Raw genomic sequence first — 13,581 nt, 5'->3', positions numbered from 1 at the left:
TCAGTACCCCACGTAGAACGTGGCGTCCTGCTGGGCGGTCGACGTCGAGATCGGGTCGATGCGCAGGACGTAGTTCGAGTGCCGGATGTAGCGGGTGGGGTTGTTGTACGAGCGGAACGACGACCAGGTCGAGTCCGCGAGGCCCGCCGTACGGTAGAAGGTCGCGTCCCCGGCGAACGTCGACGTGCCGTCGTTGACGTCCAGTTGGAGCGCGTAGTTGTAGTGCCGCAGATAGCGGGTCGGGTAGTTGACCGACCGGAAGGAGACGCCCGAGCTGTCCGCGAGACCCGGGACGATCGTCCACAGCGAGTCCTTGTACGGCTCGACCGGGTACTCGTCGATCCGGCCGACGTAGTTGGAGTGGCGGACGTAACGCGCCGGGTAGTTGTAGGACTTCAGGCGGTTCCAGGCGGGCGCGCCCCAGTAGGACAGCAGGTTGTTGTACTGGGTCGTGGTGATCGTCGAGACGCCGCAGTGCTTGGAGTTGACCGGCTGGGTGTAGGTCCGCTGGTCCAGCGCGGTCCAGGTGCCCGCCGAGAGGTCGCTGGACTGCCAGGCGTAGAACACGCCGTTGGGGGTGTAGGTGTCGCCCCAGAGCCACCAGGTGCCGGACGACAGGGACTTCACCAGGGTCGGCGCCTCGGTGCCGCCGTGCGCGACGCCGGTGGAGAACTCCGTGAAGCTGCCCGGGTTCAGCGTGGTGGACCGCGCGCCGACCAGCGTCTGGTTCTTCTTGAAGTAGAGGTAGTTGTAGCCGTTCACCCCCACCGCCATGTCGCCGTCGATCACGTCGTAGCCCGGGTCGAAGAAGACCTGCGGGGCCGACGCCGTGACGAAGTCGCCGGTGTAGTTCACCATGATGACGTTGTGGCCGCTGTCGTTGACCGCGGAGTAGATGAGCGCGTACTGCCCCCGGCTCGCGTCCCAGAACGCCTCCGGCGCCCAGCTGTGGGTGTTCATGTCGTGCAGCTTCAGCCGGTGGTAGCCGGTGAAGGTACGCAGGTCCGTGGAGTTCCACACGTGCACGTACTGGCTGACGTAGGTCCAGTCGGTGCCCTTGAGGTCGGTGGCGAGCACCACGAAGGTGCCGTCCTGCTTCTTCAGGATGAAGGGGTCGCGCAGCCCCAGCGCGCCCTCGGTCGGGGTGACCACCGGGTTGTTCTGGTTCAGCGGCGTCCAGCGCAGCCCGTCCGTGCTGACGGCCAGATGCAGGCCGTAGTCGGTGCCGTCCCCGAGGTTGGTCGACTCGGTGAAGTAGCCCATCACATACGCCGAGTCGGCCGCGTGGGCCGCGGGCGTGCCGAGGGTGAGGGCGAGGGGCACGGAAGCCGCCGCGCCGAGGAAGAGGCGGCGGGAGGGGTTGGGGGTCATGTGCTCTCCACGGGGGTGCGGACGCCCCTGAGGTCTCCCTCAGGGTCGGTATATCGAACGAGGTTCGGTGAGCCGGTCAGACCGTAGGGGTGGGAGAGGAACAGGTCAATCACCGGGACAGGCTTGGCGGTTTCCCGCCGTTCGGCTGTGCGACGCCCCTGAGAAATCCGGTGAGCACGCGGCACGGACCGGGCTACCCTCGGCGGCCGTGAACAGAAGACGGCGCAAGAAACTGACGAAGAGCCTTCTCCAGGCGGTCCTGTGCGACGAGGGCGCGCGCGTCGGCCGGTTGCTGAAGGCCGGCGCAGACCCCGCCGCCCCCGATGCCGGCGGGACCACTCCCCTCTACACGGCCTGTGTCCAGGGCTCGGCCGCCGTGGCCCGCACGCTCCTGGAGGCCGGAGCGCCGCCCGACGCCGAGAGCGCGGGGCTCGGCGCCGAGGGAACTCCCCTGTGCGCGGCTGCCTGTTGGGGCCACACCGAGACGGTCCGCGTCCTGCTCGCCCATGGCGCCGACCCCGCCCTGCGCGAGGACCGCGGCACCGGCTGGACCCCGCTGCAATGGGCGGAGCGGGGGCCGCACCCGGAGACGGCCGCCCTGCTGCGGGACCGGATCACCCGCCGCGAGGTCAGCGGGCCGGGCCCGACCCCAGTGTGACCTCGGCGATCACCCGGTCGATCAGGGCGATCAGCACGTCCCGGCACGACTCCCGCTCCCGCGCGTCGCACAACAGCACCGGGACGCCCTCCGGCAGCGCCAGCGACTCCCTGATCTCCTCCGCGGGATAGGGATGCTGCCCGTGGAAGCCGTTGACCCCGACCACGAAGGGGATGCGCCGGCGCTCGAAGAAGTCGATCGCCGCGAAACTCGACTCCGGCCGGCGCACGTCGACGAGCACCACCGCCCCCAGGGCGCCGACCGCCAGGTCGTTCCACATGAACCAGAACCGCTGCTGACCGGGGGTGCCGAACAGGTACAGCACCAGGTCGTCGCCGATGGTGATCCGGCCGAAGTCGAGGGCCACGGTGGTGGACCGTTTCTCCTCGATGCCCTTCAGATCGTCGACCTCCAGGCCGGCGACGGTCAGCGGCTCCTCCGTGCGCAGCGGGGCGATCTCGCTGACCGCCCCAACCATGGTGGTCTTGCCGACGCCGAAGCCGCCGGCGATGAGGATCTTCACGGTGTCGGGCGCCGCGACCGCGCCTGCGGTGGGCTCAGATCCGGCCAAGGCCGTCCCTCACTTTCTGCAGCAGGTCCAGATCCGCGGCGCCGGAGACGGAACGGGGCGGCCGGGCCGTGATCAGGCCCGCCTCCAGCAGATCGCAGAGCATGATGACGACCACGCTCACCGGCAGGTCGAGATGGGCCGCGAGCTCCGCCACGGCCACCGGACGGGCGCTCAGCCGCAGGATCCGGGCGTGTTCCGGCTGCGGCCGCGCGGCCCGCTCGGGCGGCGGGTCCACCGCCGTCACCGTCGTGATGAGCGTGAAGTCGGCTCGGCTGGGCCGGGTCCGCCCACCGGTGAGGGTGAACGGTCTGACGAGTCGTCCCGCTTCGTCGCCTGGGCTCACCTCACCCGCCGTTGCCGCGGACGGCGGGGCCGATGCCGGTCCGCGGCGCCGCGCTCAGGTGCTCGCCGATCTTCTTCACCAGCATGTTCATCTGGTACGCGACCACACCGACGTCCGCGTGCGAGCCGGCCAGCACCACCAGATGGGCGCCGGGGCCCGCCGAGGTGAGGATCAGGTAGCTGTTGGCCATCTCGATCAGCGCCTGGCGCACGGGGCCGCCGCGGAAGTCCATGCTGACGCCCTTGCTCAGGCTCATCAGGCCCGACGCGGTCGCCGCCAGCCGCTCGGCGTCCTCCCGCAGGAACCCGGTGGACTTGCTGACCACCAGCCCGTCCTCGGAGAGCACGACGGCCTGGTTCACATCGGCCACCCGGTCCACCAGACCGGTGAGCAACTGGTCGAGCTGGGTGTTCGTGGCCGGGACGGAGTGTGTCATCGCGGTGTCCTTCATGAGCGGTCGGCGGGCGGGGTGGGTGTCTGGGGGGCGCCTGCGGCGGTGACCGCCGGCTCGGCCGGACCCGGCGGCGGTACGTCGGTGTCGGCGTCGTCGCGTGCCTGCAGCGTGCCGCGCTGGAAACCGGCGAGGGAAGAGGCCGCGCGCTCCGCGGTGAAGTCGTCGGGGAAGTCGTCCTCCTCACAGGGCGGCGCCTCCTCGCGCAACTCGGCGGCGAGACTGGTCTGCGGAACCCGCCGCGGCAACGGCCTGAGCCCCCCGGGCCGGGGCGAGCGCGGGACGCCTCCCTCCTCGGCTGCGGTGCGTCCCGAGGCGGACGCGGCGCCCTCCGGGGAGCGCAGGGTCTCTGCCGGGGAAGACGCGGCCTCTGCCGGGGAGGGCGGGGTGCTGGTCGAGGACGGCGAGATGCCTGCCGGGGGCGGCGGGGTGCCCACAGGGGTGGACGAGGCGTCCGCGGGGGGCAGTGCGGTGCTTGCCGGGGGCGGCGGGGTGCCCACAGGGGTGGACGAGGCGTCCGCGGGGGGCAGCGCGGTGCTTGCCGGGGGCGGCGGGGTGTCTGCCGGGGGCGGCGGGGTGCCCACAGGGGTGGACGAGGCGTCCGCAGGGGGCAGCGCGGTGCTCGCGGGGGGCGGCGGGGTGTCTGCCGGGGCGGACGCGGCGCCCGCCTCGGAGGGCCGGGCCGGGGGCAGCGCGGTGCTTGCCGGGGGCGGCAAGGTGTTTGCCTGGGAGGGCGCCGTGTTTGCCTGGAAGGGCGAGGTGGGTTCCGGGTGGGACGCGGTGTCTGCCGGGGAGGACGCGGTGTCTGCCGGGTGGGACGCGGTGTCTGCCGGGGAGCGCCGGGTGTCCGCCGGGGACAGCGCGGTGTTTCCCGGAGATGGCGAGGCGCTTGCCTGGGGCGGCGGGGTGTCGGTCTGGGGCGGCGTGGTGGGCGCCGGGGGCGGTGAGGTGGGTTCGGGGTGGGTCGGAGTGGGGGGCGCGTGTCGTGGTCCGCCGGTCGGAGTGGACGCGTCGCGTATCGCGGCGGCCTTGTCGCGCCGCGGCAGCGGGGCGGCGCGCTCGCCGTCGGGCCTGCTGTGCTCGGGGTCCGGGCCGGAGACGTCCCGCGCAGGCGCCGCGCCGGATGGCTCCCTTGCCGCGGCGGACGGTTCCGGGGCCATGTCCGACGGCTGCTCGTCCTCGGACAGCCCCCGTAGGGCCTGCGACAGCCTGCGTATCGTGTCGGTCTGGTCCGGCTCCGGCTCGGGTGCCGTCGGGGGGACGGGGGGCTGCCGTAGGTCGGCCTCGCGGACCACGATGTCGTGCGGGACCAGGACGATCGCCGTGACGCCGCCGTACGGCGAGGGGCGCAGGGTCACCGCGATGCCGTGCCGGGTGGCCAGCCGGGCGATCACGAACATACCGAGCCGCAGGTCGTCGGCGAGCGCCACCACGTCGAACTGCGGCGCCACCGCCAACTGCGCGTTGAAGGAGTCGTAGTCCTCCTCGGACAGACCGAGCCCGCGGTCCTCGACCTCGATCGCCAGCCCCTTGGCCACCATCGCGGCCCGCACCCCGACCGGGCTCGGCGCCGGCGAGTACGAGGTCGCGTTGTCGATCAGCTCGGCCAGCAGATGGATCACGTCGGCCACCGCCGGCGGGGCGATGGAGAGGTCCTCCTCGGTGTGCACCTCCACCCGCTGGTACTGGGCGACCTCGCCGACCGCGCTGCGCAGGATGTCGATCAGCGCCACCGGCTCCGACCAGCTACGACCGGGCCGGCCGCCGCTGATGATGACGAGGTTCTCCTCGTAGCGGCGCAACTGGCTCGCCGTGGAGTCGAGTTCGTACAGCCCCTTGAGCACGTCCGGGTCCTGGTGGGCGCGCTCCAGCGCGTCCAGCTTGCTGAGCTGGAGGTTGACCAGGTTCTGGCTCTGCCGGGCGATGCCGAGGATGACCTTCTGGAAACCCCGCCGGGTGTCGGCGAGTTCGACCGCGGTGTGCACGGCGGTGCGCTGTGCCGTGTTGAACGCCGCGGCCACCTGGCCGAGTTCGTCACCGCCGTAGTCCAGCGGCGGGGTCGCCGAGTCCACGTCGACCGTCTCTCCCCGGTCCAGCCGTGCCACCACGTCCGGGAGCCGTTCGTGCGCGAGGCTCAGGGTCGCCATCCGCAGCCCGCGCAGCCGCCGGGACAGCGAACGCGTGATCCGCCAGGACATGCCGACGCAGAGCAGCAGCGCGACGAGACCGCCGGCGCTCAGCGAGGCGGCCTTGATGAGCAGGCCGCGCGCGTTGTCCGCGCTGTGCTGGAGCAGCGCCGTGGTCTGCTGCTGGATGAGCGCCGAGTACTGGTCGGAGACCTCGATGAGCGCGGCCCGCCACTGCTTCTGCACGTCCGGCAGGACGACGAGGCCCTTCTTGTCCCGCTCGGCCCCGGCCGCGAGCACCTTGTCCTCGATGGACTGCAGGATCTGCCACTGGTAGCTCGTGAGGATCTTCTCGGTCTCGTTCTTCGCCTCGCCGGTGAGGGAGGGGACGATCTGGTCCTCCACCAGCCACCGGCGGGTGTTCACCAGTTGGGTGAACTGCGACCAGGTCTCCTGGTTCATCCGCCCCTCGGGGCCGGCCAGCGTCAGCCGGAGATCCTCCTCCGAGACCAGTTCCGCCGCGTGCTCCAGGGCGACGAGCGGGCCGGCCTGCGAGGTGAGGTCGCCGTCGTCGACCTGCGACAGCGCCTGGAAGGCGTGGATCTGGACGTCGATGATCGAGGTGTACTGGTCCAGGGCCTGCGCGGCGGTGATGCCGGTGGGCCGGTCCACCTGGCCCCGGTAGTACTCCAGGCTGCTCACCGAGGCCACGACCGAGTACAACTGGTCCTTGACCCGCTCGGGCGCCTGCTGGATGTCGTCGGCCCGGGAGACCAGCTTGGCGACCGCCGTGTCCGTCCTCCTGCGCTGGGCGTCCAGCGCGGACCGGGCGGCGTCGCCGCCCGACGCCAGCCACACGGCCGACAGACTACGCTCCTGCTGCAGCGCGAGGGTCGCCTCGGTGCCCATGGCACCCGTGGAGCGGCTCAGTTCGGTCTGGGTGCGCAGCCGCAGCCCCTCCGAGAACATCTGGATCGTCGTCACACCCCACATGGCGGCGAGGGTGACACCGGGCACCAGCGCGAGCAGGATCAGGGAGAGACGTATGGAGCCGAGACGCCGGCGCCGGGCACCTGTCCGTGGAGACATCGTCGTCCTAGGGTGATCAGCGGGGGAGCGGGGATACGGGGAGGGTCGGGGACCGGCGTGAACCGCCCGGTCAGCGCGTTCCGTTGGCGGCGTAGCGCGCCACGTCGGAGACATTGGTCTTCGTCACGAAGGCCGGCCCCGTCAGCACGGGGGACACACCGCCTCCGCTGATGTTGCCGTTCGTCCGGTACAGCCAGAGCGCGTCCACGGCCAGATAGCCCTGGAGATACGGCTGTTGGTCCACCGCGAACTGCACACTGCCGGCGCGGACCGCCCCGACCATGTCCTTGTTGAGGTCGAAGGTGGCGATCTTCGCCCTACTGCCCGCCTTCTTCGCCGCCTTCACCGCGGCGAGCGCGAACTGCGCCCCGTTGGCGATCACTTCGTCGATGCCGGCATCCTGCTGGAGCCGTGCCGTCACGGCGGCGGACATCGCGTCCATGTCGGTCCCGTCGACGTAGAGCATCTCGGTCTCGCCGGTGAACGTCTTCTTCACGCCCGCGCAGCGCGCCTCCAGTGAGATGTTGCCGCGCTCGTGGATGACGCACAGGGCGTGCTTCGCACCGAGGCCGGTGAGTTTGTCGCCGACCGCGCGGCCCGCGACGCTCTCGTCCTGCCCGAAGTACTCCAGCACCCCCGTCGACTGCCAGTCGTCCATACCGGAGTTGAGGCCGACCACGGGGATCCCCGCCGACTTCGCCGCCGCCACCGGGGTCTTCATGGCCTGCGGCTTGGCCAGCGTCAGCGCGATGCCGTCCACCTTGTCGCGGACCGCGTCCCGCACCAACTCGGCCTGCCCGGACGCGTCCGCGTCGCTCCCGTAGGTCAGCTCGACGCCGTCCTTGGCGGCCGCCGCCTCCGCGCCCTTGCGCACCAGCTCCCAGAAGGCGTCGCCCTCGGCGCCGTGGGTGACCAGCGCGACCTTCATCCGGTCGCCGGAGCCGCTCGCCCCGTCCGCGTCGGACGAGCCGTCGCCGGAGCAGCCGGCGAGGAGAAGACAGCAGGCGACCGCGAGGACGGTCAGACGCACGGATCCGTCGGAGCCGGAGGGTCTCGGGGGCGGTGAGGCGGGGAGGGGACTGTTCATGGGGGGCTGCACCTCGCTGTGCGCAGAGCATGAGGACGGGGCGAGCGCCGCCGGAGCGACGGGGTGTGCGCCGGCGAGACGCTATCGCTGGCTCGGAGCCAACCGTGTGTGACCGCTGGTAGTCAAGTAACCAACCACTTGGGGTGAGGTGCTGCTGCCGCATCGTGATGTGGGACGGGACCGGAGGGGGCGAAAGGGAGCATAGCCGCAGGTGGATTGAATGATCGTCAAAATTGCGGAGGGCGTCGGGTCGCGGAGTGTGCCGGGTCGGGGTGTGTGCCGGGCCGCCGTGTGCTCAGGGTTTGCGCGAGTGGACGATCGCGATCACCGTCGGGGCGACGGGCCGCTCCAGGTCCAGCGTCTCGCGGAACTCCGGCGCGGCCAGGATCCCCGCCGGGTCGCGCATGTCCGCATCCAGATGGACCGTGCGCCCCTCGTGCGTGCTCCCCAGCAGATTCCTGGAGAGGGCGAGGACGAGCGGATCGTTGTCGACGTACACCACCCGGGCGTCGGGCGCCTCGGCCTGGACGATCTCGTGGAGGTTGGGGGAGGTGGGGAGGCCGCTGCCGATGTCGAGGAACTGGCGGATGCCCGCGTCCCGGGCCAGATGGGCGACCGCGCGGTGCATGAAGTCGCGGTTCGCCCGCATGCGGACGTGTCGATCTCGTCGTGGCTCGTATGTCCCAACGTCCCACTTCTGTACGCGCGTTGAACAGACGTACGAGGTCGCAACCGGCCGCCCCCTACACTGAACCGGCTCACCCCCGGCCGAGGAGGTCGACCACCGTGACGTTCGAGGATCCCGCCGCCGATGTGCTGGCGCACGCGGCCGAGACCTTCGGGCTGCTCGCCTCCCCGGCCCGGCTGCACATCGTGTGGGCGCTGGCCCAGGGCGAGAGCGATGTGACCGGGCTCGCCGAGCGGGTCGGCGGCGCGCTGCCCGCCGTCAGCCAGCACCTGACCAAACTGAAGCTCGCCGGACTCGTCCGCTCCCGCCGCGAGGGCCGCCGCCAGATCTACTTCGTCGACGCCCCGGACGTCGTCGACGTCGTCCGCCTCACCCTGCACCGCCTGGCCGACCGGACCGACCGGACCGACCGGACCGACCGGACCGACCGGGCCGTGGGCGCGGACGGTGCCGTGGGTCCCGACGCCGCCGTCGGGGCCGACCGTGTCGCCGGGGCCGTGCGCCCGGCCGTTCGGCTCCGTGGTCTCTGAGGCACCCGTCGCCGGGGACGACGGCACCGCCCTGCAGGTGCTGCGCCGCCTGGAGAGCGGGCCGCGCGGGCTGACCGAGGCCGAGGCGGCCGCCCGGCTCGCCGACACCGGCGGCGCCCCACCTCCCGCCACCCGCCCGGCCTCCTGGCCCCGGCTGCTGCTGCGCGGCACCCAGGACCCCTTCACCGCCGTCCTGCTCGTCCTCGGGCTGGTCTCCGCGCTCGTCGCGTCCTGGGGCACCGCCGCGGTGATCCTCGCCCTCGTCGCGGTCAGTGTCGTGCTGCGCGCACACGGCGAACACCGCGCCGACCGGTCCCTCGCCGAGCTGCGCGAACTGGTCGCGGGCACGGCCACCGTGCTGCGCCGCCCCGCCGACGGGCAGCCGCCCCGCCCCCGCGAGCTGCCGGTCGCCGACCTGGTGCCGGGCGATGTGATCCGGCTCGGCCCGGGCGACCTCGTCCCGGCGGACGTACGACTGCTGCGCGCCCGGGGCCTCACCGTGCACCAGGCGGCGCTGACGGGGGAGTCGGCGCCGGTCGCGAAGTCCGCGGAGCGGACGCCGGGCGGGGACGCCGAGTCCCACCTCTGTTTCCAGGGCAGCGACGTCGCCTCCGGCAGCGCCACCGCCGTGGTCCTCGCCACCGGGGCGCGGACCCGTATCGCCGCCACGCTCGACGGGCCCGGGCGGCGGGAGGCGAGCGCGTTCGACCGGTCGGTGCACGGCATCTCCTGGGTGCTGATCCGCTTCATGCTGCTCACCCCGCCGCTCGTGCTGATGGCGAACGCCGCCCTGCGCGGCCGGGGCCTGGAGACCCTGCCGTTCGCGGTCGCGGTGGCGGTCGGCCTCACGCCCGAGATGCTCCCGGTGATCGTCACGACCTGTCTGGCCCGGGGCGCGGCCCTGCTCGCCCGTACCCACGGCGTGATCGTCAAGCGACTGCCCGCGCTGCACGACCTGGGCGCGATCGACGTCCTGTGCGTCGACAAGACCGGCACGCTCACCCAGGACCGCCCGGTCGTCGACGGCTCCCTCGGCCCGGACGGCCACGCCGACCCCGTCCCGTTGCGCTGGGCCGCGGTCAACGCCTGGTGGACCCTCCATCTGGCCGAACTCCCCGCGCCGGACGCGCTCGACGAGGCCCTGCTGGAGGCCACGGCGGATCCGACGGCGTACGAGGGTCCGGACGCCGCCCCTCTTGACCCCGAGGCGTACGACGGCGTGGACGCCGTCCCCCATGACCCCGTCCGCCGGCTCTCCACCGCGGTGGTGCGCGGCCCGCGCCCCGGCACACACACCCTGGTGGTCAAGGGCGCGGTCGAGGACGTCCTGGACCGGTGCTCCCTGGAGGACGGGGAACGGGCCCGGCTGGAGGCGCTCGCCCGGCGCGAGGCGGACGGCGGTCTGCGTCTGCTGGCCGTCGCCACCGCGCAGCGCCCCGCGCGCACCCGCCCCTACACCCCCGCCGACGAGCGTGGCCTCACCTACCGCGGCCTGGTCACCTTCCGCGACCCCCTCGTCCCGGAGGCCGCCGAGACGCTGCGCGGCCTGACCGCGAGGGGCGTCACCGTACGCGTCCTGACGGGCGACCACCCGGGAACGGCGGCCCGCATCTGCCGCGAGCTGGGCTGGGAACCGGACCGGATCCTCATCGGCGCGGAAGCCGCCCCGGCCTCCGGCTCCGACCGCGCCCTCGCCCCCGACCCCGGCTCCGACCTCGCCCTCGACCGCGGCTCCGACCTCACCGGGGCGTCCGGCTCCGGCCTCGCCCTCGACCGCGGCTCCGACCTCACCGGGGCGTCCGGCTCCGGCCTCGCCCACGACCCGGAGCTCACCGGGGCGTCCGGCTCCGGCCTCGCCCACGACCCGGAGCTCACCGGGGCGTCCGGCTCCGGCCTCGCCCACGACCCGGAGCTCACCGGGGCGTCCGGCTCCGGCCTCGCCCACGACCCCGACCTCACCCGGGCCTTCGGCTCCGACCTCGCCCCGGCCCCCGGCTTCACTCTCGCCCTCGCCCCCGCTTGCCGCCCGGGCCCCGGCTCCCACTTCGCCCCGGCCCCCGGTTCGCACCCCGCCGCCGACCCCGGTTCCGGTTCCGGTTCGGCCCCCGCCCCCGCCCCGGTGCCCCCCACCCTCACCGTCCACGCCCGCTGTACCCCCGCCGACAAGGCGCGGGTCGTCGAGGGGCTGCGGGCGGCCGGGTACACCGTCGGGTTTCTGGGGGACGGGGTCAACGACGCCCCCGCCCTGCGTGCCGCCGATGTCGGCATCGCGCCGCGCTCGGCCTGCGCGGTGGCGCGGGAGTGCGCCGACGTGGTCCTCGGCGAGAAGGATCTCGGCGCCGTCGGCCACACGATCACCGCGGGCCGCTACAGCGGCGGAAACATCGCCTCGTATCTGCGGGTCACCCTCTCCTCCAACCTCGGCAACGTCCTCGCGATGCTCACGGCGGGCCTGTTGCTGCCCTTCCTGCCGATGCTCCCGGCACAGGTGCTCGTGCAGAACCTGTGCTTCGACGCCGCCCAGCTCGCCTTCGCCTACGACCGTCCCGGCGCCGCCGCCCTGCGCCGCCCCGCCGAGCTGCGGCCCCGTGCGTTCCTGCGGTTCCTCACCGGGTTCGGCGCGCTCAACGCGATCGCCGACCTCGCCACCTTCGGGGTGCTGGCCCTCGCCCTGCACGGCCCCGACGCCGTCGACGACGCGGCCGTCTTCCACTCCGCCTGGTTCACCGAGAACCTGCTCACCCAGGCCCTGGTGATGGTGCTGCTGCGCACCGGCCGGGGCGGAGCCGCGACGGGCCCGGTCGGCCGGGCCGCCGCCGTCCTCGGCGCCGTCGGCCTGCTGCTGCCGCCGAGCCCGCTGGGCGCCCGGCTCGGCATGACCCCGCTGCCGCTGCCGTACTACCTGCTGCTCGTCGTCGTCCTCGGCCTGTACGCCCTGGCCCTGCGCAGGTCGGCACGCCGGCGGCCGTAGACCGCGGGCCGCGAGGTTGTACAGTTGCGCAATATAGCAACCATCGCTGGTCAACCATCGCTGACGGAGAGGTCGGGAGCATGCTGCGCAACGGACTGGAGCCCTGGCACCTGCTGATCGTGGCGGTCGTCGTCGTCCTGGTGTTCGGCTCGAAGAAGCTGCCGGACACGGCACGCGCCCTCGGCAAGTCGATGCGCATCCTCAAGAGCGAGGCCAAGGCGATGAAGGAGGACGGCGCTCCGGCCACCGTCCCCGAGGCGCAGACCCCGGTCACGACCGTCCCGGTGGAGCCGCCCGCCGCCACCCACTGACGCACCGACAACCGGCGGGGCCGGGAGCGTCCTGCTGCGCGCAGGTCGTCCCGGCCCCGCCGGTGTGGTGGAACACGTGCCTCAGGCGGGCTCGCCCGCTCCCGGCAGCGCGGTCGGCTGGAGCGCCTCGGCGGCCGCCCGGGCCGCCTTGCGCCGCTTGCGGCGACTCACGCGCGGCTCCTGGTCCGGCAGCCAGCCGAACGTCATGCAACTGCCCACGACGCCCAGCAGCAGGCCCACGAAGAAGCCGCCCAGGTTGGACGTGACCCAGGTGCCCAGGGAGAGCAGCACCGAGATCACGGAGTAGAACAGCCGCTGGCTCGGGTTGAACACGATCAGCAGGCCGCAGACGAGCATCAGGGTCGGCAGGAGGTAACCCGCGAGGCCCTGCATGCCGATGTGCAGGATGACCGGAAGCGGTGCCTTCATGGTCACCAGGATCTCGGCGCCGCCCAGCGTGAGCAGCACCCCGCCGAGGAAGGGCCGGCGCCCTCGCCATGCGCGGAAGGCGGTGCGCCACTGGCTGGACGGGCTCACTGCGGGCAACCCCCGGTCCCGAACCGCATGTGCAGGTCGGGCAGCTTGAAGATGCCGGCGGTGGCCGCGTAGTTGTGCTGGTAGAGGTGCTTGATGAGGACGGTGTCGGCCTGCTGGCCGTAGACGCCCTCGGGACCCTTCACGCCACCCTTGTTGAAGGTGCTGGCGTCGCCGCCGATCTCGATGCCGTGGAACTCGGCGTCACCCTTGATGACGTCGGAGTCGATGGCCAGGTTCTCCACGTGCACCGGCGTGCCCTCGCCGCCCGCGGTGAGCAGCAGCTGGATGCCGCCGAGGTCGACGCTCTGGCACATGTTGGTGATGTCGCCGTCCTTCACGACCGAGGTGACGACCAGGACCTGGCCGCCGGTGTCGCCCTGGTTGGGGCTGTTCTCGATCATGCTGTCCAGCGCGCCGAACTGCTCGAACCCGGTTCCGTCGAGCTTGTCGCCGGTGACCACGAACGGCATGCCGGAGATGGCGAACTGCACTCCGAGGGCGCCCTCGGCGGTGAGGATGGCGAGGGTGGCGGCGACCGCGGCGGCCGGCACCGCCATCACCGCGGCCCGGCGCGGCCGGACCCGGCCGCGTCTGCCGGAGGAACCGTTTTCCGGGTTCCCGGGGGTGTTGTCGTCGGACGACGTGACGTCCGGGGACGAGGCCATGTCTGCTCCCATGCGCTTGAAGTGGTGCGGGTTGGGCTTCAGTGGCGCGTTGTCCTGGCGCGGACAGCGGCTGCCGCGCACGCCTCCTCGCAACTCCCGGAAGCCGTAAGGGCTTTCACGTTACGCAGCAGTAGCCAACGAGGAAGTTACCGATGGTTACACCAAGGGGTCAAGGGAGATGTG

At 72.6% G+C, this 13,581-nt stretch carries 10 protein-coding genes and 3 pseudogenes; 4 read left to right on the top strand and 9 right to left on the bottom strand.

Annotated elements, in window-relative coordinates; all coding sequences use genetic code 11:
- A complete protein-coding gene (locus OG852_RS12960; protein WP_330347997.1) occupies window positions 1-1,371 on the bottom strand; it encodes a glycoside hydrolase family 43 protein in 1,371 nt (456 codons plus the stop codon).
- A 208-nt stretch (window positions 1,372-1,579) separates the two neighbouring features.
- On the opposite strand from OG852_RS12960, the gene OG852_RS12955 reads away from it, so the two are divergent.
- The gene (locus OG852_RS12955) at window positions 1,580-2,029 is read left to right on the top strand and encodes an ankyrin repeat domain-containing protein (RefSeq protein WP_133914588.1); all 450 of its coding nucleotides are present in this window, start codon (window positions 1,580-1,582) and stop codon (window positions 2,027-2,029) included.
- On the opposite strand, the gene OG852_RS12950 is transcribed toward OG852_RS12955, so the two are convergent.
- The 6 genes and pseudogenes from OG852_RS12950 to OG852_RS12925 form a co-directional block, all read right to left on the bottom strand.
- Window positions 2,001-2,600 (bottom strand): GTP-binding protein, encoded by a 600-nt coding sequence (locus tag OG852_RS12950; protein WP_133914587.1) that lies wholly within the window; start codon window positions 2,598-2,600, stop codon window positions 2,001-2,003. The two genes, OG852_RS12955 and OG852_RS12950, sit on opposite strands and share 29 nt — an antisense overlap.
- On the bottom strand, window positions 2,587-2,943 hold the full coding sequence (locus tag OG852_RS12945; protein ID WP_133914586.1) for a DUF742 domain-containing protein: 357 nt from the start codon (window positions 2,941-2,943) through the stop codon (window positions 2,587-2,589). Before OG852_RS12945 ends, OG852_RS12950 begins: the two co-directional genes overlap by 14 nt.
- A 1-nt stretch (window position 2,944) precedes the next feature.
- A complete protein-coding gene (locus OG852_RS12940; RefSeq protein WP_133914585.1) occupies window positions 2,945-3,379 on the bottom strand; it encodes a roadblock/LC7 domain-containing protein in 435 nt (144 codons plus the stop codon).
- A gap of 1,292 nt (window positions 3,380-4,671) precedes the next feature.
- Window positions 4,672-6,609 (bottom strand): annotated as a pseudogene (locus OG852_RS50975) (sensor histidine kinase); the annotation flags it as partial.
- A 70-nt stretch (window positions 6,610-6,679) separates the two neighbouring features.
- A complete protein-coding gene (locus OG852_RS12930; RefSeq protein WP_330347995.1) occupies window positions 6,680-7,696 on the bottom strand; it encodes a substrate-binding domain-containing protein in 1,017 nt (338 codons plus the stop codon).
- A gap of 310 nt (window positions 7,697-8,006) precedes the next feature.
- A pseudogene (locus OG852_RS12925) lies at window positions 8,007-8,351 on the bottom strand (SAM-dependent methyltransferase); the annotation flags it as partial.
- 131 nt (window positions 8,352-8,482) lie between these two features.
- Between OG852_RS12925 and OG852_RS12920 the strand changes: the two are divergent.
- From OG852_RS12920 to tatA, 3 genes and pseudogenes are all read left to right on the top strand, one after another.
- Window positions 8,483-8,827: pseudogene (locus OG852_RS12920) on the top strand (ArsR/SmtB family transcription factor); the annotation flags it as partial.
- Between the two features lie 76 nt (window positions 8,828-8,903).
- Window positions 8,904-11,885 (top strand): HAD-IC family P-type ATPase, encoded by a 2,982-nt coding sequence (locus OG852_RS12915; RefSeq protein ID WP_330347994.1) that lies wholly within the window; start codon window positions 8,904-8,906, stop codon window positions 11,883-11,885.
- Window positions 11,886-11,965: 80 nt separating this feature from the next.
- Window positions 11,966-12,196: a Sec-independent protein translocase subunit TatA gene (gene tatA, locus OG852_RS12910; protein ID WP_330347993.1), complete on the top strand. Its 231-nt coding sequence runs from the start codon at window positions 11,966-11,968 to the stop codon at window positions 12,194-12,196.
- An 81-nt stretch (window positions 12,197-12,277) separates the two neighbouring features.
- On the opposite strand, the gene OG852_RS12905 is transcribed toward tatA, so the two are convergent.
- Together OG852_RS12905 and OG852_RS12900 are read right to left on the bottom strand one after the other, a co-directional pair.
- Window positions 12,278-12,742: a DUF6114 domain-containing protein gene (locus OG852_RS12905; RefSeq protein WP_133914581.1), complete on the bottom strand. Its 465-nt coding sequence runs from the start codon at window positions 12,740-12,742 to the stop codon at window positions 12,278-12,280.
- A complete protein-coding gene (locus OG852_RS12900; RefSeq protein WP_133914703.1) occupies window positions 12,730-13,398 on the bottom strand; it encodes a DUF6230 family protein in 669 nt (222 codons plus the stop codon). The genes OG852_RS12905 and OG852_RS12900 overlap by 13 nt, the downstream gene beginning before the upstream one ends.
- Window positions 13,399-13,581 lie beyond the last annotated feature (183 nt).

It is taken from the genome of Streptomyces sp. NBC_00582 (assembly GCF_036345155.1).
Classification (GTDB): domain Bacteria; phylum Actinomycetota; class Actinomycetes; order Streptomycetales; family Streptomycetaceae; genus Streptomyces.
The sequence above is the reverse complement of the archived record's forward strand: the minus strand, read 5'-3'. Positions and strand labels throughout refer to the sequence as shown.

Coding starts and splice junctions, on each gene's coding strand:
- tatA (WP_330347993.1), top strand. CDS start 11,966: ATGCTGCGCAACGGACTGGAGCCCTGGCACCTGCTGATCGTGGCGGTC.
- OG852_RS12960 (WP_330347997.1), bottom strand. CDS start 1,371: ATGACCCCCAACCCCTCCCGCCGCCTCTTCCTCGGCGCGGCGGCTTCC.
- OG852_RS12900 (WP_133914703.1), bottom strand. CDS start 13,398: ATGGCCTCGTCCCCGGACGTCACGTCGTCCGACGACAACACCCCCGGG.
- OG852_RS12940 (WP_133914585.1), bottom strand. CDS start 3,379: ATGACACACTCCGTCCCGGCCACGAACACCCAGCTCGACCAGTTGCTC.
- OG852_RS12930 (WP_330347995.1), bottom strand. CDS start 7,696: ATGAACAGTCCCCTCCCCGCCTCACCGCCCCCGAGACCCTCCGGCTCC.